20 protein-coding genes and 1 tRNA gene are annotated in these 25,022 nt (G+C 42.7%); 11 read left to right on the top strand and 10 right to left on the bottom strand.

Annotated elements, in window-relative coordinates; genetic code table 11:
- Positions 1 to 288: 288 nt before the first annotated feature.
- A complete protein-coding gene (locus tag AC1MCB_RS11390) occupies positions 289 to 5,379 on the bottom strand; it encodes a PKD domain-containing protein (RefSeq protein ID WP_479964845.1) in 5,091 nt (1,696 codons plus the stop codon).
- Positions 5,380 to 5,888: 509 nt separating this feature from the next.
- Positions 5,889 to 5,964 (bottom strand) — tRNA-Phe (locus AC1MCB_RS11395).
- 170 nt (positions 5,965 to 6,134) lie between these two features.
- On the opposite strand from AC1MCB_RS11395, the gene AC1MCB_RS11400 reads away from it, so the two are divergent.
- Together AC1MCB_RS11400 and AC1MCB_RS11405 are read left to right on the top strand one after the other, a co-directional pair.
- Positions 6,135 to 7,436 carry a 4Fe-4S dicluster domain-containing protein gene (locus AC1MCB_RS11400; protein WP_479964846.1) on the top strand — a complete coding sequence of 434 codons (1,302 nt, stop codon included), beginning with the start codon at positions 6,135 to 6,137 and terminating at the stop codon, positions 7,434 to 7,436.
- Between the two features lie 105 nt (positions 7,437 to 7,541).
- Complete coding sequence (locus AC1MCB_RS11405; protein WP_479964847.1) at positions 7,542 to 8,333, top strand: (Fe-S)-binding protein; 792 nt, start codon at positions 7,542 to 7,544, stop codon at positions 8,331 to 8,333.
- A gap of 20 nt (positions 8,334 to 8,353) precedes the next feature.
- Here AC1MCB_RS11405 and AC1MCB_RS11410 read toward each other — a convergent pair whose 3' ends face one another.
- Complete coding sequence (locus AC1MCB_RS11410) at positions 8,354 to 8,839, bottom strand: hypothetical protein (protein WP_479964848.1); 486 nt, start codon at positions 8,837 to 8,839, stop codon at positions 8,354 to 8,356.
- Between the two features lie 58 nt (positions 8,840 to 8,897).
- Here AC1MCB_RS11410 and AC1MCB_RS11415 point away from each other — a divergent pair, with 58 nt between their 5' ends.
- Together AC1MCB_RS11415 and AC1MCB_RS11420 are read left to right on the top strand one after the other, a co-directional pair.
- A complete protein-coding gene (locus tag AC1MCB_RS11415) occupies positions 8,898 to 9,380 on the top strand; it encodes an ABC transporter ATPase (RefSeq protein WP_479964849.1) in 483 nt (160 codons plus the stop codon).
- Positions 9,381 to 9,632: 252 nt separating this feature from the next.
- Positions 9,633 to 9,941, top strand: coding sequence for a YciI family protein (locus tag AC1MCB_RS11420; RefSeq protein ID WP_479964850.1), 309 nt, complete (start codon positions 9,633 to 9,635; stop codon positions 9,939 to 9,941).
- A gap of 73 nt (positions 9,942 to 10,014) precedes the next feature.
- Here AC1MCB_RS11420 and mtgA read toward each other — a convergent pair whose 3' ends face one another.
- From mtgA to rpsF, 4 genes are all read right to left on the bottom strand, one after another.
- Entirely contained in the window at positions 10,015 to 10,725 is a 711-nt protein-coding gene (gene mtgA, locus AC1MCB_RS11425) for a monofunctional biosynthetic peptidoglycan transglycosylase (protein WP_479964851.1), read from the bottom strand.
- Positions 10,726 to 10,845: 120 nt separating this feature from the next.
- Positions 10,846 to 11,289: a 50S ribosomal protein L9 gene (gene rplI, locus AC1MCB_RS11430; RefSeq protein WP_479964852.1), complete on the bottom strand. Its 444-nt coding sequence runs from the start codon at positions 11,287 to 11,289 to the stop codon at positions 10,846 to 10,848.
- Positions 11,290 to 11,304: 15 nt separating this feature from the next.
- Positions 11,305 to 11,568, bottom strand: coding sequence for a 30S ribosomal protein S18 (rpsR, locus tag AC1MCB_RS11435; RefSeq protein ID WP_479964853.1), 264 nt, complete (start codon positions 11,566 to 11,568; stop codon positions 11,305 to 11,307).
- Positions 11,568 to 11,933 carry a 30S ribosomal protein S6 gene (gene rpsF, locus AC1MCB_RS11440; RefSeq protein ID WP_479964854.1) on the bottom strand — a complete coding sequence of 122 codons (366 nt, stop codon included), beginning with the start codon at positions 11,931 to 11,933 and terminating at the stop codon, positions 11,568 to 11,570. Before rpsF ends, rpsR begins: the two co-directional genes overlap by 1 nt.
- A gap of 391 nt (positions 11,934 to 12,324) precedes the next feature.
- On the opposite strand from rpsF, the gene AC1MCB_RS11445 reads away from it, so the two are divergent.
- From AC1MCB_RS11445 to AC1MCB_RS11455, 3 genes are all read left to right on the top strand, one after another.
- Positions 12,325 to 12,738 carry a hypothetical protein gene (locus AC1MCB_RS11445; protein WP_479964855.1) on the top strand — a complete coding sequence of 138 codons (414 nt, stop codon included), beginning with the start codon at positions 12,325 to 12,327 and terminating at the stop codon, positions 12,736 to 12,738.
- Between the two features lie 134 nt (positions 12,739 to 12,872).
- Entirely contained in the window at positions 12,873 to 13,376 is a 504-nt protein-coding gene (locus AC1MCB_RS11450; RefSeq protein WP_479964856.1) for a hypothetical protein, read from the top strand.
- A 152-nt stretch (positions 13,377 to 13,528) separates the two neighbouring features.
- Positions 13,529 to 15,577 carry a tetratricopeptide repeat-containing sensor histidine kinase gene (locus AC1MCB_RS11455; RefSeq protein ID WP_479964857.1) on the top strand — a complete coding sequence of 683 codons (2,049 nt, stop codon included), beginning with the start codon at positions 13,529 to 13,531 and terminating at the stop codon, positions 15,575 to 15,577.
- A 4-nt stretch (positions 15,578 to 15,581) separates the two neighbouring features.
- On the opposite strand, the gene AC1MCB_RS11460 is transcribed toward AC1MCB_RS11455, so the two are convergent.
- Positions 15,582 to 16,190 (bottom strand): Uma2 family endonuclease, encoded by a 609-nt coding sequence (locus tag AC1MCB_RS11460; protein WP_479964858.1) that lies wholly within the window; start codon positions 16,188 to 16,190, stop codon positions 15,582 to 15,584.
- Positions 16,191 to 16,659: 469 nt separating this feature from the next.
- Between AC1MCB_RS11460 and AC1MCB_RS11465 the strand changes: the two genes are divergently transcribed.
- The gene (locus AC1MCB_RS11465) at positions 16,660 to 18,483 is read left to right on the top strand and encodes a DNA polymerase III subunit gamma/tau (protein ID WP_479964859.1); all 1,824 of its coding nucleotides are present in this window, start codon (positions 16,660 to 16,662) and stop codon (positions 18,481 to 18,483) included.
- Positions 18,484 to 18,681: 198 nt separating this feature from the next.
- Here the strand turns inward: AC1MCB_RS11465 and AC1MCB_RS11470 are convergent, their stop codons facing one another.
- Positions 18,682 to 19,131, bottom strand: coding sequence for a hypothetical protein (locus AC1MCB_RS11470; protein WP_479964860.1), 450 nt, complete (start codon positions 19,129 to 19,131; stop codon positions 18,682 to 18,684).
- Between the two features lie 460 nt (positions 19,132 to 19,591).
- Between AC1MCB_RS11470 and AC1MCB_RS11475 the strand changes: the two genes are divergently transcribed.
- From AC1MCB_RS11475 to AC1MCB_RS11485, 3 genes are all read left to right on the top strand, one after another.
- On the top strand, positions 19,592 to 20,830 hold the full coding sequence (locus tag AC1MCB_RS11475) for an NADP-dependent isocitrate dehydrogenase (protein ID WP_479964861.1): 1,239 nt from the start codon (positions 19,592 to 19,594) through the stop codon (positions 20,828 to 20,830).
- A gap of 266 nt (positions 20,831 to 21,096) precedes the next feature.
- Positions 21,097 to 22,983, top strand: coding sequence for a chloride channel protein (locus AC1MCB_RS11480; RefSeq protein ID WP_479964862.1), 1,887 nt, complete (start codon positions 21,097 to 21,099; stop codon positions 22,981 to 22,983).
- A 57-nt stretch (positions 22,984 to 23,040) separates the two neighbouring features.
- Positions 23,041 to 23,883 (top strand): oxidoreductase, encoded by an 843-nt coding sequence (locus tag AC1MCB_RS11485; RefSeq protein ID WP_479964863.1) that lies wholly within the window; start codon positions 23,041 to 23,043, stop codon positions 23,881 to 23,883.
- 34 nt (positions 23,884 to 23,917) lie between these two features.
- On the opposite strand, the gene AC1MCB_RS11490 is transcribed toward AC1MCB_RS11485, so the two are convergent.
- Complete coding sequence (locus AC1MCB_RS11490; protein ID WP_479964864.1) at positions 23,918 to 24,973, bottom strand: COX15/CtaA family protein; 1,056 nt, start codon at positions 24,971 to 24,973, stop codon at positions 23,918 to 23,920.
- Between the last annotated feature and the right edge of the window lie 49 nt (positions 24,974 to 25,022).

The following is a 25,022-nucleotide window of genomic DNA, read 5'->3' on the forward strand; positions in this document are numbered from 1 at the left end:
AGTGCAAGAACACGAGATCATGAATGTACTAAGTTTCCCCAGACTGAAAGTACATTCCTGGTATAGCTGTTAAAAATCTGAGTAAAATACCCCCTCACAAATGTTAATAGTTTAATCAGGTTTAGTTTACAGATAACCGGACTCTTCGCCGAATTTTTTAATGCAAAACAGGCCTCCTGAGAGAAAGCCTGTTTGGTTGCCGTTGAGAATTCATTGCTATCAGGTGTCAATGTTCACGATCATATTCTGTTAAAAGAACAGTGAAACCAGCGCGCATTATTAATGTAACTACCTAATTAACTTAACCACTGTTTTTAGATTGTCCCCATCTAACTGCAAATAGTACACGCCAACTTTTTCCATGTATTTTGAAAAGTCAAATGTAACATTGGAACTAGGATGGGCACTCATTATTATTCCACTGCTTAGCCGATTACCCATTTGATCTCTTAAAGTATAACTTAATTTTCCTCCGATATCTTTTCCATTTGAAATAGTTACCCTGCCTTCTGATACGGGATTAGGATATACCTGCAGCGGAAAATAAACAGGTGACTTAACCTGCATCAACGGGCTCATCGAAGCAAGAGTCAGTGGTACCGGCTGATTTACCACATTAAAGTTTATGGTAAGGATAGTTCCCGCAGTCCCGCCCGAACTGGTTGCATAAGGAGTGGCTGTAAGGGTGTAACTTCCAATCCCCGGAATCCATGAATTGTAATTTCCATTTACATCCCCAAATAGTGCATAGGGCGCTGTGGTTTCAGTAGCATTTCTTACCTGTATCCCCGATAAAGCGAAAACCACCCGACCTATGGTTGCCGGGCTGGTATTAGCACGAATATTTAAATTAGAGGTAGGCAAGGTAGCCAGATTCAATGTTGATCCGCTGCTAATCGTCTGAATAGGTTGTTCTGTATTAGCATTAATCAAGGTAAAGCTGGTAACCTGCAAACTGCTTGCTGGATTTACTGTTACAGTCACTTGATCTGGTGCGCTGGTTGCTTGCTGCTGATCTTTCACACTAAGGCTGAAAATATAGGTTCCTGCTACCAGACCGCTAACATTCGGAGTCTTTGCCGTCGTACTGCTAAATAAGGCAGTATTGGGTCCGCTAGTTTGCGACCATGCATAGGTCACATTGGTTCCATCTTCCGCGTCTGTTCCAGAGCCGTTCAATGTAACATTATTCAATGGCAGACTAATTGTAATATCCTGCCCCGCGTTAGCCACAGGTAACTGGTTAGTCCCTGTTCTGACAACGCTGAAATTGATAGCTAATGCAGTACCTGCGGTTCCTCCACTTGAAGTGTTATATGGTGTTCCTGTTAAGCTATAACTTCCCAATGGGGGAACCCAACTATTATAATTCCCATTAACGTCGCCAAACAAGGCATAAGGTGCAGCCGTTTCAGTTACATTCCTAACCTGAGCGCCCGATAGAGCCATAACTACCTGCCCTACAATTCCCGGACTGGTATTGGCACGAATATTCAGGTTTGAGGTTGGCAAAGTAGCGAGGTTCAAAACAGCTCCATTGTTAATTATCTGGATATCTTGTTCGGTATTTGCATTAACTAAGGTGAAACTGACTACTGCCTGAGCTGAACTGGAAGTAACAAACACTGATACCTGGTCAGGCACACTGCTCGCCTGGCTCTGATCCTTAACTGTCAGACTAAACACATAGGTACCCGCAATAAGAGAACTTACAGTTGGTGTTGCTACTGTGGTATTGCTAAACACTGCTACGTTTGGTCCGCTAACCTGACTCCATGCAAATGAAACATTGGTACCATCTTCTGCATCACTACCAGATCCAGTTAGAGTTACACTATTTGCGGGTAACGCTATTGTTTTGTCTGTACCTGCATTTGCAACAGGTAGCTGGTTGCTGCCAGTATTTCTAACTACACTAAAATTAGCTGTTAACGGAGTTCCGGCTGTCCCTCCTGAGGAAGTAGTATACGGCGTTCCCGTTAAAGTGTAATTGCCCAGCGGCGGAACCCAATTATTATAATTTCCGCTAACATCCCCAAATAAAGCATAAGGTGCGACAGTTTCCGATACGTTTCTGGTCTGTGTACCAGACAATGCAAAAACCACCCTTCCTACAGTTGCCGGACTAGTATTTGCCCTGATATTTAAATTTGATGTTGGCAATGTTGCCAGGTTAATTACAGTTCCACTGGTAAAGGTTAGAATATCCTGCTCTGTATTCGCATTTATCAAGGTGAAACTGATTAGTTGTTGGCCCGCAGGTACAGTATTATTACTCGCTCCAGGTGTAGGCGTTGTAAAGTATACAAAAGTAGATGAGCCATTGGGCTGTCTTCCTCTCGAAACATCTGTTGTTTGTGCAGTATAAGTCAGGGAATCTATAATAGTTACAACACTGGCATTCTGCTGGCTCAACCCTATTTGCTCGCCACCGGCGCTCAATTTCACTCCCACATGCAATACTCCTTGAAATGGCTCTTCGTCAGCCCATAATCTGAGAAATCCACCCGCCGGAATAGTGGTTATGGCTGGCTGGCTGGTAGGAATCTGGTATTTGGTTAAGTTTGATAAATTGTCTGTTATAAACAGACCTCCAATATCAACCGCAGTACCATTTGCATTGTATATCTCTATCCAATCTTCAAACACTCCAAATTCGTCTGCTAATTTAGAGTTGCTTGCCATAAATTCATTGATAAAGAGATTTGACACTTGCGGCAAAACATTCGGACTAGCCGGTGACGGACTGTTAAAGATTTTAGTTTGCTTACTTGCATCCGGATAGCGCCCTAGAGATCTATCAACGGTTTGAGCCTGGTAGCTAATTGTATCAACCAAAAATACATCCGGACCTATAATATCTGAAAGTTGCAGGCTGCCTCCGGTAGCCGCTAAACTAAATTCCAGATGAAGAGCTCCTTGTGATGGCTGATTGTCTGCCCATAAAGTGATAAACCCTTTTGCCGGGATAGTTGTCAATGCTTGCTGGGTGGTGGGAATCTGAAAGGCATTCGGTACACTCAGATTATTGGTGATATACATGCCCCCGATATTAACAGGCTGACTATTATTGTTGTAAATCTCAATCCATCCATTATGTTCTCCAAACTCATCAGTAATAGATGTTTGATTAGAGGCAAGTATCTCATTTATAAATAAACCCGATCTAAAGGTGATTGTATTGGTGCTTCCAGGAGTTGGGGTAAAGAATTTTTTCAGGGAAGTGCTTCCATCCGGGAAACGACCTTCTGAAACATCATCCGTCTGCGCCTTGAAGGTAAGACTATCGATGATGATGGTATTGCTTCCTACGATTTGCGATAAACCAATCTGCTCTCCTCCTTTTCCTAGTTTCGGAAGTATGTGCAAGGGGCCTTGTGCTGGCTGTCCATCCGCCCAAATCACTATATATCCTTTTGCAGGAATTGTGGTTAATGTTGGACTGCTTGTCGGAATTTGAGCGCCATTCAGAGCGCTTAAATTATCTGTTAGATAAAGGCCGCCGATATCGATAGCCTGGTTATTAGAATTATATATTTCAATCCAATCGTCAAACTCTCCATTTTCATCGGGAAATTTGGTGTTGCTGGCAACAAACTCATTGATGTACAGACCAGTTATTAAGTTAGATATTTTGAAAGTCGCTTCATGCAGAGGACTCCAGGCATTTCCATTCAGAACTCTGGACTTCAGCGTTAATTGGCCATTTATTGATATTGGTGCTGAATAAACTGTGGCGGTAGAAGCCACCGCACCTCCGGGCTCCCGGGGATCCGAGCCATTCAACGTATAGTAAATGGTACCGGATGTATTGGGATTACTAATAGTCAATAAAAAGCCCGGTGTCACTTCACCACCTTCCGAACTGAATACAGGGGCATTAATATTGGTGTAGTAACCTTCACTAAGTAATGCATTAATAAAACGATTTACATTTCCGTTCATTAATCCATCCACTCTGTTCACTTCCGGTGTCCAATAAATATCGCGCGTACGGGTAATTCCATCTTGTAACCCATCACCCCAACGGGCCGATTCGGCAATGATTGCTGTTTTTATGTAATTATTCAAAAGTGCCCATCGTGCCCTTGATGCCTGATCCGTTAATCCTCCGTTGTTGAAGCAATTTCTGTAAACACGATCTGAAAAAGTCTGCATAAAATCAGCATTGCGCCTAATGGAATGCCAGATCATTGGGATAACAGTAGTGTTTGTGGACTGATTGGTACGGAAGCTCGGATGAACCCATGCTCCGTTGCTCGAGCCATTAGAAGTATCCCATGACCATTCACAATCCCAGGCATTGTAAAAATAAGGAGAAGGAGGATTATTACGATTACCTCCGTGAAAGTTATTAGCCGGCCAGTCGGTCATTCCGGTCATCCAGGTGAGTATCAGATAATCCGAAAATTTATCTACATCGAGGTACCCTTTCAATTCAGCATAATTTGCCGCTACCGTCATATCTTTTGCAATCAGAGTGGTGGTTAAGTAGTTAAATCTGGTCGGATCCCCACTCCTGATACCATCATGATCGAGGGCCATCCAGTCTTCAAATTCACCACCGAAGTAGTTAGAAAGCATCCCCGCATCCGTTCTCTCAACTGGATTATAGAGCCCCCAGTAGAGACCATTCACATATAAATGAACAAAAGTACCTCTGCCTCCGGTTCCTGAAATGACTTGCTGGGAACTTCTGTACCACTCATCTCTGGTATAGCAGGTACGATCGGGATTCCAGTTGCGTGCCCATGAACGATTATTCCCTGCCCGTAAAACAATCTTTGTATTTTTAAATGTTGTGGCTGCTCCGGTTGTATTCAGAGGGCCTTTCTTAAATAGTTCAGAACTGACAAGAGACTTAATATTTAATTTTAAGGACCGCTTCAAACGGTTATGGCTGTGCGATTCCAAACCGCAGTCAAACTGTTCGCTTGTATGATCAGGATATAATATCTCTACAGAAGCGGTGAAAGTCGATTCTCCTTCGTATAAATTCATAAACGTGTCACGGTTTAAAACCAGGGACATTGTCGGAATAGATTGTAAACCCTCCTTAATCACACCGCTATAGGCCGGACTATTAACCACATTAGGATCCATTTGATAATCATGCACTGCAGTCGCCGTACCAGAGCCAAGTGCATAGGTATGATTGGGCCACCCGGAGATAGTGGCCGGTTGCTGTAAAACATTGTCCAAAAAAAGATAGCTATGAGTGGTCACAGGAGTAACCGTAGCTCCACTATAGCCTATCGCGCGTACCACAGCCGTACTGCTAACTGAAATGGCACCCGAGTAAAGAGTACCGTTGGTTGAGGAAGGCGTTGAGCCGTCGGTGGTATACCGTATCGAGCCACCTGCTATGCTTGTGCTCAAACTTAATTGGAAAGGAGCTTGGAAGAACCCCCTTTGGGTTGAAAAATTCATTGTTTGACTAATCCCTGCTAGAGGAAAAATCAAAATCACGATAAGTAAATAAAAGTTTTTCATTTGATTTAAGTGGTTAGGCGTGAACTTTAAATTAAAAAGAAAAGATGTTCGTAAAAGCTAATAAGAGCAACGGTGGACGGTAGACGTAGACTTAAATGCTCCGAACAGATTCAAAATGGTCGAAAAACGATTTCTGAGGATATGTGGAGCCGGATATTATGATTAATAATACAGCAGTTTGGATAGTAGAAATTTAGCGAAAATTCTGATTCAACCCAAATAGATTTTATTATAAAGCAATAAAAAGAGAAAAATTGAGTTGTGCAGAAAATAAGGAGAGAATCGAACCCTCTTTTCTAACTGCTAATGCTTTCTTAAGTATAATGCGGGGTTGTAGCCGGGATATGCCAAAATAAAAAAGCCTTTCAGATTTCTCTAAAAGGCTTTTTTTTCTTTGGTGGTGCCACCTGGATTCGAACCAGGGACACAAGGATTTTCAGTCCTTTGCTCTACCGACTGAGCTATGGCACCGCGCCCGTTTATTCGTTGGGTCTGCAAATGTAGCTTCTTTTTTCAGTTATGAAAATCTTTTTTCAAAAAACTTACTACAAATGTAAATTCTTTTGAAAATCGCTATTAAGTAGCGCTGACCGCATTAGATTTAAACTTATTACCTATTTTAGCCACCCTAGACAAAATATATGATTCCACAACTTATATTTTTGGTTTTCCTGATCGCGGCTATTGTGCTTTTCGCTATTAACGTTCGGAAGATCATTCGTAACATTAATCTCGGACGACCTACAGACCGGTCTGACAGGCCGGCTGAGCGATTGATGACTATGCTTAAGGTTGCATTCGGCCAGACGAAGATGACTAAGAGACCGACAGCCGCTGTGCTTCACTTCTTTGTGTACGCGGGTTTCATCATCATTAACCTCGAAGTCCTTGAAATAATCATTGATGGCTTGTTTGGCACACATCGCATCTTCGCATCTCCTTTGGGCGGACTCTATAACGTACTCATCGGCTCGTTTGAAATACTTGCCGCATTAGTATTAGTTGGTGTGATCGCGTTCTACGCACGTCGCAACTTTTTAAAGCTCAGAAGATTTTCAGGGATAGAGATGACCAACTGGCCACGGGCAGACGCGAATAACATCCTGATTATTGAGACCTTGCTAATGATCGCTTTCCTAACTATGAATGCTGCTGACTACCGCCTTCAACAATTGTCGTCTCTACATTACTTTAACGCTGGGTCCTTTCCTATCAGCAGCCTGATAGCACCCCTACTGCCCTCTTCAGAATCCGCATTAATCATGATCGAACGTTCAGCATGGTGGTCTCATATCATCGGGATCCTTGCGTTTTTAAATTACCTCCCTTATTCAAAGCACTTCCATATCATTCTTGCCTTTCCTAACACGTACTACTCGAATCTTGAACCTAAAGGTGAGTTCACAAACATGGCGTCTGTGAGTAACGAGGTGAAGGCTATGCTTGATCCCTCATTTACGCCGGAAGTTGTAGCTGAGGGCGGACGGTTTGGTGCGAAAGATGTTCCTGATCTGACGTGGAAAAACCTCATGGATGCATATACATGTACAGAGTGTGGACGATGCACTTCGGTGTGTCCGGCAAATATAACCGGAAAGCTCCTTTCGCCACGCAAGATCATGATGGATACCCGCGACCGAATGGAGGAGATCGGCCGCAATATTGACAAGCATGGCAAGGATTTTAAAGATGAAAAATCGTTATTGAATGATTATATCAGCCAGGAAGAGATCTGGGCCTGTACCACTTGTAATGCCTGTACTGAGGCCTGTCCGGTGAACATCGACCCGCTGGCAATCATCGTAGAACTACGCCGCTATTCAGTAATGGAAGACTCCCAGGCACCCGCTAGTCTGAACAACATGTTCGGCAATACAGAGAATAACGGCGCTCCATGGAAATATTCACCTTCAGACAGGTTTAACTGGGCTGATGGGAATTAGCAAATTTGTCAATTAGCAAATGTCAGGAAGATTACAAAAAAAATGGACGGATTAACAAATTGACAAATCGACAAATTATCAAATTAACAAATTGACAATTGATTAATGGACAAACTGACTATACCTACAATGGCCGAGATGGCTGCCCAGGGCGAAGCTCCGGAAATATTATTCTGGGTAGGCTGCGCAGGCAGTTTTGATGAACGTGCCCAAAAGATTACACGCGATATTTGTAAGATCCTGCATCATGTAGGAATGAAGTATGCAGTACTTGGCACCGAAGAAAGCTGTACCGGCGATCCGGCTAAAAGAGCGGGCAACGAATTCTTATTCCAGATGCAGGCCATGACCAATATTCAGGTATTGGATGGCTATAGTATTAAAAAGATCGTTACTGGCTGTCCACATTGCTTTAACACAATCCGAAACGAATATCCCGGACTGGGCGGCAATTACGAAGTCATCCACCATTCGCAATTAATTCAACAGTTAATTGACGAAGGAAAGCTGAAAGCAGAGGGTGGTGAATCATTCAAAGGCAAAAAGATCACATTTCATGATCCCTGTTATTTAGGTCGGGCCAACGGCGTATATGAAGCACCCCGTAAAGCTCTGGAAATATTAGATGCCGAACTCGTTGAAATGAAGCGCTGCAAAAGCAATGGCTTGTGTTGTGGAGCAGGCGGTGCTCAAATGTTTAAAGAACCAGAGAAGGGCAATAAAGACATAAACATTGAACGTATTGAAGAGGCGCTGCAATTGAATCCAAGTATCATCGCTTCAGGTTGCCCCTTTTGTATGACGATGCTTACCGATGGGGTAAAAGTTAAAGATAAAGAGCAAGAAGTAAGGGTTCTTGATATTGCTGAGATCACTGTAAGGGCAAACGGATTGTAATAACGACCTGAAGCAATAGGCTAATTACTTTGTAACTCTTTCCGTATTTGCAGAAGATTTTCGCGTATTAAGTGCAGGTCTTCTGCTTCAATATTCTTAACAGGAAAGCTTACCTGATAAGCCATCGAGTCAATATTCCCTCTGGGGTTATTGTAAGTTTGAACAATTACATCCTCATCCTGGGTTTGTAGTGTAAGTGTTCCAATAGTGGTGCTGCCTGTATAATCAAGATCGCGGAAGCGCACCACATTGAACGAATAATATTCCTGTTGACCATTTACCAGATATCTGCGATATCTTAAAAACCCATCATCGCTAATCAGCAATTCATACTTCTTTAACTTACTTCCCGAGCCTCCAAGGTAGTGTACTGCATTCAATTTCAGCAAGGTCTGCCGTGCCAGTTCACTGACGGTATTCACATTAAATGCCAGCAATCCCCACAACATTGCAGCGCAACAGATCGTCGTTAAAATCTTGTGCTTGTAACTTTCTTTGAAGTGCATTCAAACATCTGTTTTTTGTATGACCCACTAAAATTAATAATTTCGATAACTTTACAACATGAATATTTCTGAACATTCAAGGGTCTGGATTTATCAGGCTAACCGGGTTTTAAATAGCTCTGAGACAGAGGCAATACAGCAGAAGCTTGATAGCTTCACCTCTCAGTGGCTGGCCCACGGGAACGAGCTCTTAGCAGCAGGTGAGATCCGTTACAATCAGTTCATAATTTTATCGGTAGATGAGCAGCAGGCCGGGGCTACAGGCTGCTCAATTGATCAATCTGTAAAGCTGATGCTACAGCTCGAAAGAGACTTTGGTATCAACCTCTTCGACCGGTTCCAATTAGCTTATCGCGATGGTGAAACCATCAAAACTTGCAATCGTGAAGAATTCGAAAAACTTCTAAAATCAGGTGACATTAACGCAAACACCACAGTTTTCAACAATCTGGTTTCTACCAGAGCTGGACTGGAATCTAAGTGGGAGGTTCCAATGAAAGATAGCTGGCATGCAAGCATCTTCTCTTTGAGCGAAGCCTAGAGATTCACGCATGGTTTTCTCGGCTATTCTTCTGTTCTTCGAAATTATCCTGGCGCCCCTGCTCCTGACGCTGGTTGCTCCTCAACTAATTGCAGCCTTTTATGCAAGAAGCATAGGCCGAAGATTCTGGTTTTGGTTTTGGATCTCTTTTCTTATTCCTATCGTCTCGCTGGTTATCCTGATGTCCCTTCCTGATAAGCCTGCAACCCTACCCGCGATATCTAAACAATAACCTCCAACCATATGCCTCATATGCCTGAAAATCTTTTCATCATCGATCTAAATTATCAAGCGCCCTTAGAAGAACTTGATGAAGCAATGAAGGCTCACGTTAAGTTCCTTGATGAACACTATCAAGCCGGTGACTTCATCACCTCCGGGAGGAAAGTCCCGCGCACAGGGGGAATAATTATAGCAAGAGCCGAAAGTAAGGAAGAGGTCGAACAGTGGATGCAGGCTGATCCGTTTTACAAGAAAAACTTGAGTGACTTTACCGTCACTGAATTTATGGCCTCGAAGGCACAGCCGCTATTCAGGGAATTCCTAAAGGCAAAGAAGTAAATTATTCGGGGAAGCGATGAAATATCGGCTACACTTCGATTCTCCCCGTACAATATGAATCCACAGACCGATTTTAGATACTTAATTTTCCCAGCACCCGCATATTTGCCAGAATAAGTCTCTGCTTGTAATAAATATAACGTGTAGGCTTTGCCGGCGACCATCGCAATGGATTAGGTAAAACCGCTATTAACAATGCGGCCTGACTCTTAGTTAAGCTTTCCGCAGATTTACCGTAGTAGAGACGCGTAGCTGCGTCAGCGCCGTAAATACCATCACCTGTCTCAATAACGTTCAGATATACTTCCAGGATTCTCTCTTTGCTCCACAGCAATTCAATTAAGATCGTAAAGTAAGCTTCAAATCCCTTACGAACATAGGATCTTCCAGGCCATAGAAAAACATTTTTGGCAGTCTGCTGGCTAATCGTACTCCCACCCCGCATTTTCTTCCCAATTTGGTTCTTCTGATAAGCTTTCTCGATAGCTTCAAAATCAAAGCCATTATGTGCTAAGAAATTGGCGTCCTCGCCTGCTATAGCCGCCTTTTTGAGGTTTGACGAAAGCTCATCCAAAGCAAGCCAGTTCTTTTCCATCTTCCACTCTTTGCCATCAGTTTTGCGCTCGAATCCACGCTGCACCATTAGCCAGGTGGCAGGCGGATTAATAAAACGGTATACCAGTACCCAAAGAATAGTGATCGCAAAAAACCAGAGGAAAACCCTGGCCACAATACGTAGAAAGGATGTCTTCATTTTAGTCTTCGCAGTTCTCTTACGGGCCATTTTTTAGGTAGTAGTTAGTACTTAGTATTTAGAAATGAGTACGCTAACAGGATATGGAACAAAAAATGCTCCCTGAAAATATCAGGAAGCATTTTAATAAGGTATAAACAGGTGAGTAAGTTACTCAGCTACTACTTCAAATGGAACCTGAACTTTCACTTCTTTGTGCAAGTTTAAGTTTGCGATGTATTCACCAACAAACTTAGGTTCGGTTTCAAAAGTGATCCGACGACGGTCAACTTCAAAACCTTCTTTCTTCAAAGCGTCAGCAATCTGGATCGTGTTTACTGATCCGAAGATCTTTCCACTTTCACCAGCTTTAGCGCCAATAGTCAATTTAACACCTTCTAAACGAGTTGCAATTGCATCCGCATCTTTCTTGATCTTATCTTGTTTAAAAGCCGCTTGCTTTAAGTTTTCAGCTAATACTTTCTTTGCAGAGATAGTAGCCATGGTAGCAAAACCCTGAGGAATAAGGAAGTTACGTCCGTATCCTGGCTTTACATTTACAACATCATCCTTCTCGCCGAGATTTTTGATGTCTTGTTTTAATATAATTTCCATTTCGCTTATCTCCCTCTATTTTAATGAATCAGTAACATAAGGTAATAAACCGATGTGACGGGCACGTTTAATTGCCTGAGCCACTTTACGCTGGAATTTCAATGAAGTTCCGGTTAAACGGCGAGGTAAAACTTTACCCTGATCGTTTACAAACTTCAACAGAAAGTTAGCGTCTTTGTAATCAATAAACTTGATTCCGTTCTTTTTGAAACGGCAATATTTTTTACGACTATCGTCCACCTTGGGAGCGGTAACGTATTGAATTGTATCTTTTGCCATTATGCTACTCCCTCAGTTTTAGTTTCTTTCTTTTTGTTGAAAGCGCCGCTGCGTTTTTTCTCGCTGTAAGCCATCGCATGCTTATCCAGGGAGATAGTTAAGAAGCGCATAACACGTTCGTCACGTCTATACTCAATCTCAATTTTGTTAATTAACTCACCCGGAGCGTTAAATGTAGTTAGGTGATAGTAACCGGTTGTTTTCTTTTCAATCGGATACGCTAGTTTTTTCAAACCCCAGTTATCTTCATGGATAACTTCGGCTCCGTTATCGGTCATTAGCTTGCTAAATTTGGTTACAACCTCTTTAGCAGCCTCTTCTGATAACAACGGGGTAAGAATGATCACTGTTTCGTACTGTTGCATTGTGCTTTGTTTTTTTTTAATTATTCCGCTTTTGTAGCGGAGCGCAAAAATAGGGATATTTTTCTATTTATCAAGGGGTTTTACAAAAGCCTGTTTATGATAATATTCTGAAAGCTGGCTATTGCTATTTTTACTGGTGAGTATAGAAGTTTCTCAGAGAGCAACAAACTCACTCAACTTTCCGAAAATCAGACTTGACTAACCCGCCTTACAGTTAAATCTCAAACGCGCAAATAATTGGCATTTATATCCTGAGTTTTGTTCCCATATGAAATATTCAGGCTTAGCTAACAATTTCCAATAAAATATATTTATTTTTAAGATACTACATTACCTCCATGAGAACATCTGTTTGACACCCAATTATTTCAACTTTTAAAACTCTCTCATTATGGCAAAAATAAAAATCTATGACGGCAACCCGACCACAAGAAAATTAGATTTATCTGACCATGGTCATTCCTGGATTTCCAAAGGAAGGAGAGTCATATGGAAAATAGCGGATCCGGAGAATTCAAACGTCGCTTCCATCGAAAACATTGTAGTAGACAGGGGCGCAGAAATTTTCTCAGAACTTCCAGCCAGAAAGAAGAAATCCTGGAAGGCGAAAATTGCGAATGGCGCAGACGATTACGCTGAATGTAAGTATTCAATCTTTTGGAAAGCAACAGACGGTACCGGACCATATGAGTACGATCCAAAGATTTCAGTCAAACCGACAGTCATTTCACCCTTACCAATAATTATTGCTGTAGTGAGTTTTGTCTCCCTCATTTTGTTATTCGGTAAAATAAGCAAAAGATAAGATGACAATTAAATATACCTAAAGCTGAAACACAAATGGGAAGGGCCGACCCACGTTAATCGTCTTATCTACAACTTTTGTAAGGAGCTTTAGTCATTCTATTAGGTCTAAAAGTTACACCAAAACTTATAACCATGAATTATAGATGTAAATTGACCATCCTAACGTTATTGCTAACAGTGGCCTACAGTCTCAGCTTAGCAAAGGAGATTGAATTAAAGCTTGATTCAAGGGGTAGATTATCTCCACCCGCCGAGCCTCTTGTTGGTTGGCCTGGAGGAGTTGAGTGGGTTATCGGAGACCCCAGAATCCAGTCATTTATAATTGAAGCAAAGGATACTAATACGGTGTACATCTTCACGAAACCGCTTCCTACGACTCCGAAAACTGGTTTGAAAATGATGATAAGGCCCAGGTGGAAGGGTTACGATTGGGGTTACAATATCTATTGGATAGACATGGCTGGCGAAAAAACCCGTGTCGATCCGAAAATCCCTGTAAAACCTTTGTTATCGCTTTCAGAAGCAATTTTACTTTTTGGATTTATACTTTCAACACTAAGCGCTATCGTATTTTATCGAAGATGGCAAATCGCAAAGGATAAGCTTGCAGCAAAGGAACTTTCAACGAGCCGTTGACTGTTGATAGTCTCCTAAACAGATAACTTAAGTAAACACTTACACCATCACCAACTGGCTCACTAAACGCAATAAACCCGTAGGTAGGGTTTTCGAACAAGGCATAATCAAAATATCCGAACATATAGGGCTAATATTTTTACTGGTACAAATTGTCAAACAGAGTTTTTTTTAACCTTCTTGTCGCCTTTAATTTGTTTTTTATTTCTGGCTCTCTCGCTCAGGAACAAAAGATAGCAGATAGTCTTGCCCGAATTTACAAGCAAGGAATTCTGAAAGATACTGCCAGGATGGATTTACTCGTAAATCTGTCTTTTAATGAAGTTAGTAACCTAAAGCAAGCTTTAAAATATTCCGAGGAGTTGATATCCTTAGCCGAACAGGCAGGAAATGACAAATATCTCCGTGCCGGTTATTTTCTAAAAGGAACAAAAGAGCGATTGCTTGGCCACCTGAATGCCGCGTTGAATGCTTTCTTCAAAAGTGCTGAAGTGGCCAAAAAATTGAATTATCTCACAGGTGAAGGAGATGCATACGGGGCCATTGCTGATATTTATTCCGTCGGAAATAATCACGCCACTGCTATAAACTATTATAACAAAGCCATTCTTACGCTACGTCAGTCAGCTGACTCAGTTAACCTTGCTTCTGCACTTCTAAATGCCGGTGATGAATTCCGCAAAACTAAAAAATATGATAAAGCTCTTTTGTATTTTCAAGAGGCGGAGTTAATTTTTGATAAAATGAAGCACCTCACCGGGAAAGGTTTTAGTCTGGGCAACATGGGTATGGTGTATGCAAGTATCGGCAAGAATACCCTGGCCGAGAAATACATGAATGAAGGCATACTCATCCTGGAACAAAGGCAGAACTATTATCCGGTTTGTGATTACCTTCTTTCAATGGCCGACGTCTACCTGAATAAAGGAGACAATAAGGGGGCGCTGAAATACGCATCTAGAAGCCTGCAGCTGGCGGAACGGTACGGCCTGAAGGAACAAATTCGGGATGCCAGCCTTAAACTATCAGAACTGTATGAGAAAGAAGGTAGCCTAACTGACTCTTACAAACATTTCAAAAAGCATATCGCATACAGAGACAGTATTAATAATATCAAAACTGTACAGCAAATGGCCGACCTGCGGACCGATTATGAGGTTTCGCAAAAACAGGCAGAGGTGAATATGCTTAGCAGTCAGAAAAGAAACCAGCGATACTTAACTATTGCCCTTGCCACCATACTTGCCCTGGCTAGTGTCATACTGGTTACCTTATATAGGAGCAATCAACACAGGCGAAAGGCATATCGAATCCTGAATTTACAAAAGAAAGAAACTGACAGACAAAAGGCAAAGGCAGAAGAAGCTCTTGATGAATTGCAGACAACTCAAAAACAATTAATTCAGACCGCCAAAATGGCTTCCCTGGGAGAACTTACAGCGGGCATAGCACATGAAATACAAAATCCCTTAAACTTCGTGAATAACTTTGCCGAACTTACTGTCGAGCTGCTCGGCGAATTAAGGGAAGGTGTGGTGAATAAATTAACCGTGCTTGACAAAGTCGAGGCAGACGAAATCATTAATAACCTTGCAGAAAATCTTAAGAAAATAGGCAATCACGGAAAACGGGCAGATTCCATAGTTAAAGGAATGTTGCAGCACTCGAGGTCGAGCGCCGGAAAAAAGGAACTCACAGATGTTAATGCTTTAGCGGAGGAGTACCTGCGCTTAAGCTACCATGGATTAAGAGCAAAGGAAAAGGAATTCAACGTCAATTTCACGACAGATTTTGATCCAACGGTTGGCAAACTGGAGATCCTGCCTCAGGATATTGGAAGAGTACTTTTGAATTTATATAACAATGCCTTTTATGCAGTATATGAAAAGAAAAAATTACGAGGTGAGGCCTATGAGCCACTTGTTACTGTAAAAACAAAGAGGCTTGACCATATTGTAGAGATATCTTTAAAGGATAATGGCACAGGCATTCCGGAGAATATACTTGATAAAATTTTTCAACCGTTCTTTACTACCAAACCGTCAGGACAGGGAACAGGACTCGGCTTATCGTTAAGCTACGATATCGTCAAGGCACATGGAGGTGAGTTAAAAGTAAATACAAAGGAAGGCGAATATGCTGAATTCATAATACAGTTACCAATTGGTAACGGTAAACAAGCTAACAAGGTAAAAACCTAACAAACTAATTCTTAAACACCTCATCCAGGCTCAGCTTAAATCCAGGCAATGCAGAACTCGTCACCTCATCCCCAAGTGTCAACAGTTGTGTCGGCTGAAATTTACCGCTAGCGAGTGTGTATTTAAAGAATGTTTTTTCAGCCGGCTGCAATATCCAGTACTCTAAAACACCAGCTTCCTCATAAACTTCAAACTTATTCTTCAGCTCCTTTTTATTATTGCCAGGCGAAAGTATTTCTACAACGATATCCGGAGCGCCGATGCAGCCTCTTCCATCCAGCTTTGAACGATCGCAAATGACGCAAATGTCGGGCTGAACTACGGTATATATTGACTCATCATCGAGGGTAGTCCGGGGCAGCCGAACATCAAAAGGCGCTGGAAAAACCTCACAGGCTTTACCCTGCAGAAAACTATAAAGTTCACCACTAAGTCTCATGGAAACCCGCTGATGCATCGTGGCCGGACCGGGACTCACCGTAAAGATCTTTCCTCTGATCAGTTCCAGCCGTTCGTCGAACTCCCACCTTAGATAATCAGCATAAGAATACGTTCCCGAAAGATCAATATCCTCCAGATTGTAAATTGTATCCTCTGACTTATACTCCTCCATTGCGACAATCATTTAAAACTACAGGCAGTTATCATTCACCAACTAACCAAGCAACATTAAGAATACTGAATTTACACCAAATCACAAGCCGCCAGGATAAGGTTTGCAGTAAAAAGGGGTGGAGGGGATTTTGTTGTCCGGATCAAAGACATCTGCGAAATCAGGCAGCAACCTTAAGCGGAATTATTAACCCTTTCATTTGGGGAATGCAAGAAGCTCCTCCAGGAGCATTATAACGGCTTGGATTAAGTAATGTTTATAACCTTGGATGAGCCACCCCGAGCTCCGGAGGAGCTCCGGGTTTATAGAAATACATCCAATACCGCCATAGCTCCAGAGCAGCTTCATACCTCTAAAAATAATCATTCCATAACATAGCCACAAAAATCCAGGCGGCCCTTATCCTCAAATTTCACAGAAAGCTGATCCGCCTTCATTTATCTCATATCTTCTTATTATTTTAGCGGCGATGGATAATTTCATAGTTTCAGCACGTAAATACCGCCCGGCAACGTTCCAAACCGTTGTTGGTCAGCAACATATTACCAATACGCTGAAAAATGCTATCAAAAACAACCAGTTAGCTCAGGCTTTCCTGTTCTGTGGTCCGCGGGGGGTGGGTAAAACAACCTGTGCGCGTATCCTGGCGAAAACCATCAATTGTGAAAACCTGTCTGACCAGGGTGAAGCCTGCGGCGTTTGTCACTCCTGCCAGAGCTTTCAGAACGGTAACTCATTTAATATACATGAGCTGGATGCAGCTTCAAACAATTCGGTTGACGATATCCGCAGCCTGATTGAGCAGGTAAGGATACCCCCACAAGCCGGAAAATATAAGATCTATATTATTGATGAGGTCCACATGTTATCGCAGTCAGCTTTTAACGCTTTTCTGAAAACACTGGAAGAGCCGCCTTCATATGCCATTTTTATATTAGCTACTACCGAGAAACATAAAATACTTCCGACCATCTTATCACGTTGCCAGATCTTTGATTTCAACAGAATCAAAGTGGAAGATATGGCCAGGCACCTGGCTGATATTGCAGGCAAGGAAGATGTCAGTTTTGATTCAGACGGTTTACACCTGATTGCACAGAAAGCCGACGGAGGACTGCGTGATGCACTTTCAATGTTTGACCAAATTGTCAGTTTCTCCAGTAAGAACGTCACTTACAAATCTGTAATTGATAACCTTAATATACTTGACTACGATTATTATTTCAGGTTAACTGATGCCCTGCTTGCTGAGAAAGTAGCCCAGGCGCTTGTGATATTTGATGAGATACTTAGCCACGGGTTTGATGGCAATCACTTCATCACCGGCCTTGCATCTCACTTTAGAAATTTACTGGTAGGTAAAGATCCCATTACTTTAAAACTGCTTGAAGTAAGCGAGGGGATTAAACAACGTTATCAGCAGCAATCGCAGGCAACTTCCGCATCATTTCTAATATCTGCACTAAATATTGCCAACCAGTGCGACTTAAATTACCGGACAAGCAAAAACCAGCGCTTACAGGTAGAACTCACCCTGATCAAACTCTGTCATATTCAATCAGCACTGAATTTATCAGCTCTGCCAATAAATTCGTCGCCAGAGGCCTCATTAAAAAAAAAACCTGAGCCAGTAATTCCGCCGGCTCCTTCCGAAAAAAAAACCATTGACTCTCAGCCTGTTGACTATAAACAGCCTGAAATAAAAACGATAACAGTCTCTGAACCTTCTACCGTTCCCATTGAAAAAAAGGAACCGGAAGAAACTAAGGAAGAGCCAGCTCCGCCTGCAGAAAAGCCAAAGGTCACCATGCCAAAACCCAGTTTGATGGCTGGCACCTCATTGATCCCTAATCTGAATGACCTTAGTGCTAACTACTCAAAAAAAGAGGAAGAAAAGATTGACTATGTAAGCGGAGACAGTAAACGTGATTTCAATGCGGAGACGATGCTCAAGGTATGGAATGAGTACGCTCAAAAAATCAAGCAGGAAGGGAAAATTAACATTTTTACCTTGATGACATCCAATGCTCCTACCCTGCTTGACAACTACCAGATAGAGCTGATCATCGAGAATAAGATCCAGGAAAATCAACTCAGCAATGAAAAGATAGACCTGCTTAATTTTCTAAGAGTTCAGCTTCAAAACTTCAGCGTAGATATTGTAACCAAGCAGATTGAGCAAACCAATAAGAAGCGGTTGTATACATCTGCCGAAAAATACCAGCACATGGTTGAAAAAAACCCCAGCCTTGAAGAATTCAGGCGGAGGTTTAATTTAGATCTTGATTATTAAAGGACATTTTGTTTCACGCAAAGTGGGTAAGAAACGCAAAGGGCGCAAAGCCTAAGCGTCAACACCCGATTTAAATACATGGCCCGATACTAAGCTTCGCGATCTTTGCGTCTTAAACTTTGCGCCTTTGCGTGAAAAAAATAGACTTCTCCGGGCTAGCAATTCCTTGTTTGTAATCAACGCTAATATTTCCAACCCCTATTTCATATTATCCCCACTATCCTTATCCATATCGTTTTTCGGATATCCTTCTTCATCCAGGTCATCACGGTCATCCTCAGGAGTTTTTGAAAGTTCTTCATCAATAGGACTAAGCTCTACTATTTTCCCACTATCAATGTGCATTCCCAGATGATCCAGTTCTTCCTCGACATCACCATCATTCTCGTACTCATCAACCGCAGTTGGATTGGCCTCATCGTAATCTGAATCAGAGTCACCCCCATTCTTTACCGCCGTATTGTAGGGATCCGGATGGTTATATTCCCCATCCTGCGGATCTACATCAAATTCAAAACTGTTCTCCTCTTCATTAAAAGCCAGGTTATGAATGTTGGTTTGGGCATTCAGATCTTCCTTTAATGTTTTATCTCTATCCTGGCCTTCGTTCTGCTTATTGAACTCAGGAAACTTACTTTGTTTGCTCATGATCATTAGGGGTTAAAAGTGATTTACATTAAAACCCCCGGAAGCACTTTTGGTTTTTAACAGAGTAACCATGATGACAACTTCGTCGGCTACAGACTCGAAATCGATCGCTCTTTATCCAGCTCCAGGTCATCATTCGAAATACTATATCCTTCATAGTAGTTTCCTTGTAACATGCTGGTAAGAAACTACTAGCAAACTACTAGCAAACTACTAGGAAACTACTAGGAAACCCCTACTAAACCCCTATGAAACCAGACGCAGAACCGCAGTGTTTTATACTAGGATTAGTTACAGTGAAAAGCGGATTTACTGATTAGGGTTTACAATGAATTTTGTCTGCCCTCCGGGTCTTTATTTTTTACTTTCATTGATTTGACTACTTAGGGATTTAAGCATCCCATAAATTCAATTTTTATATCTTTGGAACTTCTTAATAAAATTCATAATAGCAAGCGATATGTCAGTAGAAAAAATCAAAGTAGCCAACCCGGTCGTTGAGTTAGATGGGGACGAGATGACCCGCATCATCTGGAAATTTATCAAAGACAAGTTGATCTTCCCGTACCTGGAAGTGGATATAAAATACTATGACCTTGGAATGGAGCATCGCGATGCAACCAATGATCAGGTTACTATTGATGCCGCGAATGCCATTAAGGAACACGGTGTTGGAATTAAATGTGCTACCATCACCCCTGATGAGCAGCGTGTGGAAGAATTCGGACTGAAGCAAATGTGGAAATCACCAAACGGAACTATCCGTAACATCCTTGATGGAACGGTATTCCGCGAGCCGATCGTTATGAGCAATGTGCCACGTTTGGTTCCTAACTGGACTGCTCCTATCTGTATCGGCCGTCATGCATTTGGCGACCAGTATAAGGCTACTGACTTCCTGGCTAAAGGAAAAGGAAAGTTAACGATTACATTTACACCCGAAGATGGCGGTGAAGTGCAGTCATATGATGTATATGATTTTAAAGGTGATGGTGTGGCGATGGCGATGTACAACACCGACGAAAGTATCCGCGGTTTTGCTCATGCTTGTTTTAACCAGGCTTTGCTAAAAAAATGGCCTTTATACCTTTCGACCAAAAACACCATTCTTAAAAAATACGATGGTCGCTTTAAGGATATCTTTGAGGAGATCTACCAGGCGGAATTCAAAACAGAGTTTGAAGCTAACGGTCTGACTTACGAGCACCGTCTGATTGATGACATGGTTGCCTCTGCTTTGAAATGGCATGGTAACTTTGTTTGGGCTTGTAAAAACTATGATGGCGACGTGCAATCAGATACCGTTGCTCAAGGTTTCGGTTCGTTAGGACTGATGACTTCTACTCTGGTTACTCCGGATGGCAAAACTATGGAAGCTGAAGCAGCTCACGGAACAGTAACCCGTCACTACCGTGATCACCAGGCTGGTAAGCCAACTTCTACAAATCCAATTGCTTCTATTTTTGCCTGGACTCGTGGTTTAGAGTTCCGCGGAATGCTGGATAACAACCAGGAATTGGTTAATTTCTGTAAAACTTTGGAGCAGGTTTGTGTTGAGACCGTCGAAAGCGGAAAGATGACTAAAGATTTAGCTGTAAACATACACGGCAGCAAAGTAACTCACGGCGAACACTATCTGTACACTGAAGAGTTTCTAGCCGCAATTGATGATAATTTAAAAGCTAAATTGGCTAAATAATTTAGATCATATGTAATAGTGAAAACCGCTGGTATTACCGGCGGTTTTTTTTGTTTAACTGCATCTCGGTCTGGTACTAATTCCATCTCTAGATCAGAACTTATATATTTGTCCGGACCGGTATTTGACGGAAACACGCCGATTAATATCATCGGGTGCCAGATCGCATCAAACGGCCGGTAGTTAAAATCATATCCCGAATCATGATTCTTTGATCAAACCGCTTGTGAAAAGCGCGGATTTAATGAACAGGCAAGACAAAGCAAATGAAGAAAACCATCCTCGAAAACGGAATTCCAGTGTCCACCAGTCTGGCCTCCGAATTAGAACAAGACCAAAGCTTATCTTTAGCACGCTATGATAAAAAGAGGCTGTTACATATCTCCGGAGTTTGTGTATTGATTGCGCTGGCAATCAGCGTAATCGCCAAGCTGTTGGTTTATCTTATCGATATGGTGACCAATCTTTTCTTCTACGGGACTTTTTCATTGGAGTACTACAGTCCTGCCGATAACCAGTTAGGGGCATGGGTAATCCTGATTCCCGCAGCTGGTGGTTTTCTGGTGAGTTTGATGGCTTTATATGGGTCTAAAGCGATTCGCGGGCATGGTATCCCGGAAGCTATGGAGCAGATCCTGGTTAACCAGAGCAAGATCAAACCATCCATTACTTATTTGAAACCCCTTTCCTCCGCTATTTCAATCGGGACCGGTGGTCCTTTTGGTGCAGAAGGACCAATCATTGCTACAGGCGGCGCATTAGGCTCCACTATCGGTCAGCTTTTTAAAGTTACTCCGAATGAGCGAAAGATCATTTTAGCAGCTGGAGCAACAGCCGGAATGTCCGCTATTTTTGGCAGTCCGATAGCAGCCATATTCCTCGCTATAGAACTCCTTCTGTTTGAATTCTCACCAAAGTCAATAATTCCGGTAGCCCTGGCCTGTATCACGGGGGCGGCAGGTCATCATTTGCTATTTGAGGCAGGGCCTGTTTTTCCAATGCCTGATGTATTGCTTCCTTCTAATCTGGCCCTTGCTTTATACAGCGTTATTGGGATAATCATAGGCGTTCTTTCGCTTGGTATCACCAAAATAGTATACTACATAGAAGATGCATTTGAGGAACTACCAATCCACTGGATATGGTGGCCGGTTATTGGCGGTTTAGCTGTTGGTATTATTGGTTATTTCTATCCATATACCCTTGGCGTCGGGTACGAGAATATTACGAAGGTGCTATCAGGAGACACGCCTTTGATCTTTTTATTAAGTCTGTGCTTTTTTAAATTTCTGTCATGGGCAATTGCATTGGGCAGCGGAACATCCGGAGGAACTTTGGCGCCCCTGCTAACCATCGGCGGCGCCGCCGGGGCTATATTGGGCATTGTCATCCAGATCATTCACCCTGATGCCGGAGTAGTAATCCCGATAGCCGCCCTGGTAGGAATGGCTGCCATGTTTGCTGGTGCATCGCGTGCGTTTTTAACTTCTATTGCATTTGCCTTAGAAACCACCATGCAATCAAATGCTCTATTGCCCTTACTTGGCGCTTGTACCGCCTCTTACCTGGTGTCGTTCTTCTTTATGCGAAACACCATCATGACTGAAAAGATCGCCCGCAGAGGGATCCATACTCCTCATTCTTTTGAACCCGACTTACTTGAGAAATTAAGAGTTAAGGATATCATCGGTGAGGACGCGACTATCTTAAGTGCGGATAATACCATTGCGGAAGTGCGTGAATGGTTAAATTCAATAGCCAATCTGGAAAGTAATTATTTTGTTGTGGTTAACGCTGAGGAAGAATTTATAGGCACCATCAGCCTTACCGACGTGCTGAGCAGCAGCTTTGAACCCGATACAGCGATAGCTAGTCTGATTAAGCACACACCAGTTACCGTCAGACAGGGTCAAACGCTCCGCCAGGCTGTTGAATTGATGGCCAAGGCCGATGTGGAGATCATTCCTATCATTTCGGCTGATAATACACTTTCCGGTATACTAACGTTTAAGGATATTATTGCATCCTATAAAAACCGGGCGGCAGAGAACGCAAAGGCTGATGCTCATATCTCCCTGAGAAAACAAAGTATCCGCATCCTGATAAAGGGACAGAAAGCATTAACTTTTTTCCAGGTCCGTAAAAAGTCCTAAGCGGCATATTGCGTGGCTGAGAGATTTAATCTTTATTTTTAAGTAAATTATAGAACGATGATCAACTATTCAAAGATCTGGCTTATTACTGGTGTTTCGGGAGGAATAGGCCGTGCCCTGGCGCATGAAGTGGCGTTGCAGGGTGACATTGTGTTTGGTACTTTAAGACAAGCGTCGCAGGTTGAAGAATTTAACCAGTTGGTTCATGGAAAAACGTTTGGGTTAGAACTTGACGTCAATAATCATTTGCGGATCGAGCAAATGATCACTCATATTTTGGATCAGTTTGGAAAAATTGATGTACTGGTTAACAACGCAGGATATGGTCTTTTTGGAGCGATAGAAGAGATCAGCATGGAAGAAGCCAGGCAGCAGATGGAAACTAATTTCTTTGGTGCTTTAGCCATGACACAGGCCGTACTGCCGGTTATGCGCAGAGAAAAATCAGGCCATATTGTGCAGATCTCTTCAATGGCAGGGATTCGATCAAGTCCCGGGATGGGTCTGTACAACGCCAGTAAGTTTGCGCTGGAAGGATTCAGCGAAGCCCTGGCGCTGGAAGTCGAACCTATTAACGTCAAAGTCACCCTTGTTGAACCGGGACCATTCCGTACGCTTTGGGCCGGCGCTTCATCCGTGCGAAGCAAAAAAATAATTGAGAGTTATAAGGATACAGCCGGGAAGGTAATCGACACCATTAACGGTTATACCGGTACTCAGCCTGGTGATCCCGCCAAGGCAGCGAAGGCGATCATTAAGGCCGTTAACAGTGAGAATCCCCCACTAAGGCTGGCCCTGGGAAAGATAGCACTGGAAGCCATCCGCAAGAAGATCACTCAGCTGGAAAAGAACTATAATGAATGGGAACAGGTGAGTCTGGATACCTCGTTTGATGAATAGAACCCTATTTCCCAGAATCCTGCCGCCACAAACACTATTGGTGAGCGCTTTGTCTCCTTGTGATAAATAGCAGGCAGGTGATCGAGATCACCAGTAGTATGCCTACAAATTGATGGGCAACTCCAAACCAAAGTAAGCGGCCAGCATAGACAGCGTTCAGCACGGTAAGTATTCCTAAGATTACCTGGGTGATGATCAGCAAAAGAGTCATTAACCAAATACGGCTAAACAAGGCGTTTCCATGTATCTTACGAGACTTAAACCAACCAAGTATTACTAAAAAGAACAGCAGATAGGCTAGTCCGCGATGAATAAAATGAATGGTTATCGCATTATTGAAAAAATTCAGGACTCCCGGCGACAGGGATTTCAAGCCGGCGGGAATTACGTAACCGTTAATATCAGGCCATGTGGGAGCCATAACCGCAGCTCGCAGGCCAGCCATGAAACCTCCATAAATCAATTGCAAAAACAGCAAGACTGCAATTATCACCACCAGCCTTTGCAAGGAAGTATTGCTAACTAGTTGGCCGTTAACCTTCAGCTTTAGCGCAAACCAAAGAGTGTAAGCCAGCAGCAGCAAGGCCATTACGAAATGAGTGGCCAGTTCGACATGGCCTACAAAGTACATTTCGGGTACCAACCCACTTTTTACCATCAACCAGCCTATAGCCCCTTGCAGTGCCCCCAGCAAAAACAAGATGGCCATCGGCATAACCATCTCACGACTCAACTTTTTGGTAACCAGGAAGTAAACGAACCCAACAAGAAACACCATTCCCATCAGCCTTGCAAATACCCGGTGGAACCACTCCCAAAAGAAGATGAATTTAAAGTCTGATAACGAAAAATCGGTATGTACCTGCCGAAACTGATCGGTTCCTTTGTACTTATCAAATTCTACCTGCCAGGAAGCTTCATTCAGCGGTGGCAGGATACCGGTAATTGGCTTCCATTCGGTGATGGAAAGGCCCGATTCGGTTAGCCTTGTAATACCCCCTAAGAGGATTTGAATAACAATCATCGCCACTCCCAGCAGCAACCAGTTGGCAACCTGTCGTTTTGCCTGATTGTGTAATGTATCGCTCATTGCACCAGCTCGATTTATTTTGGCAATGATAGCAAATACCTGAGAAGGG

Source organism: Daejeonella sp. AP26, assembly GCF_056680515.1.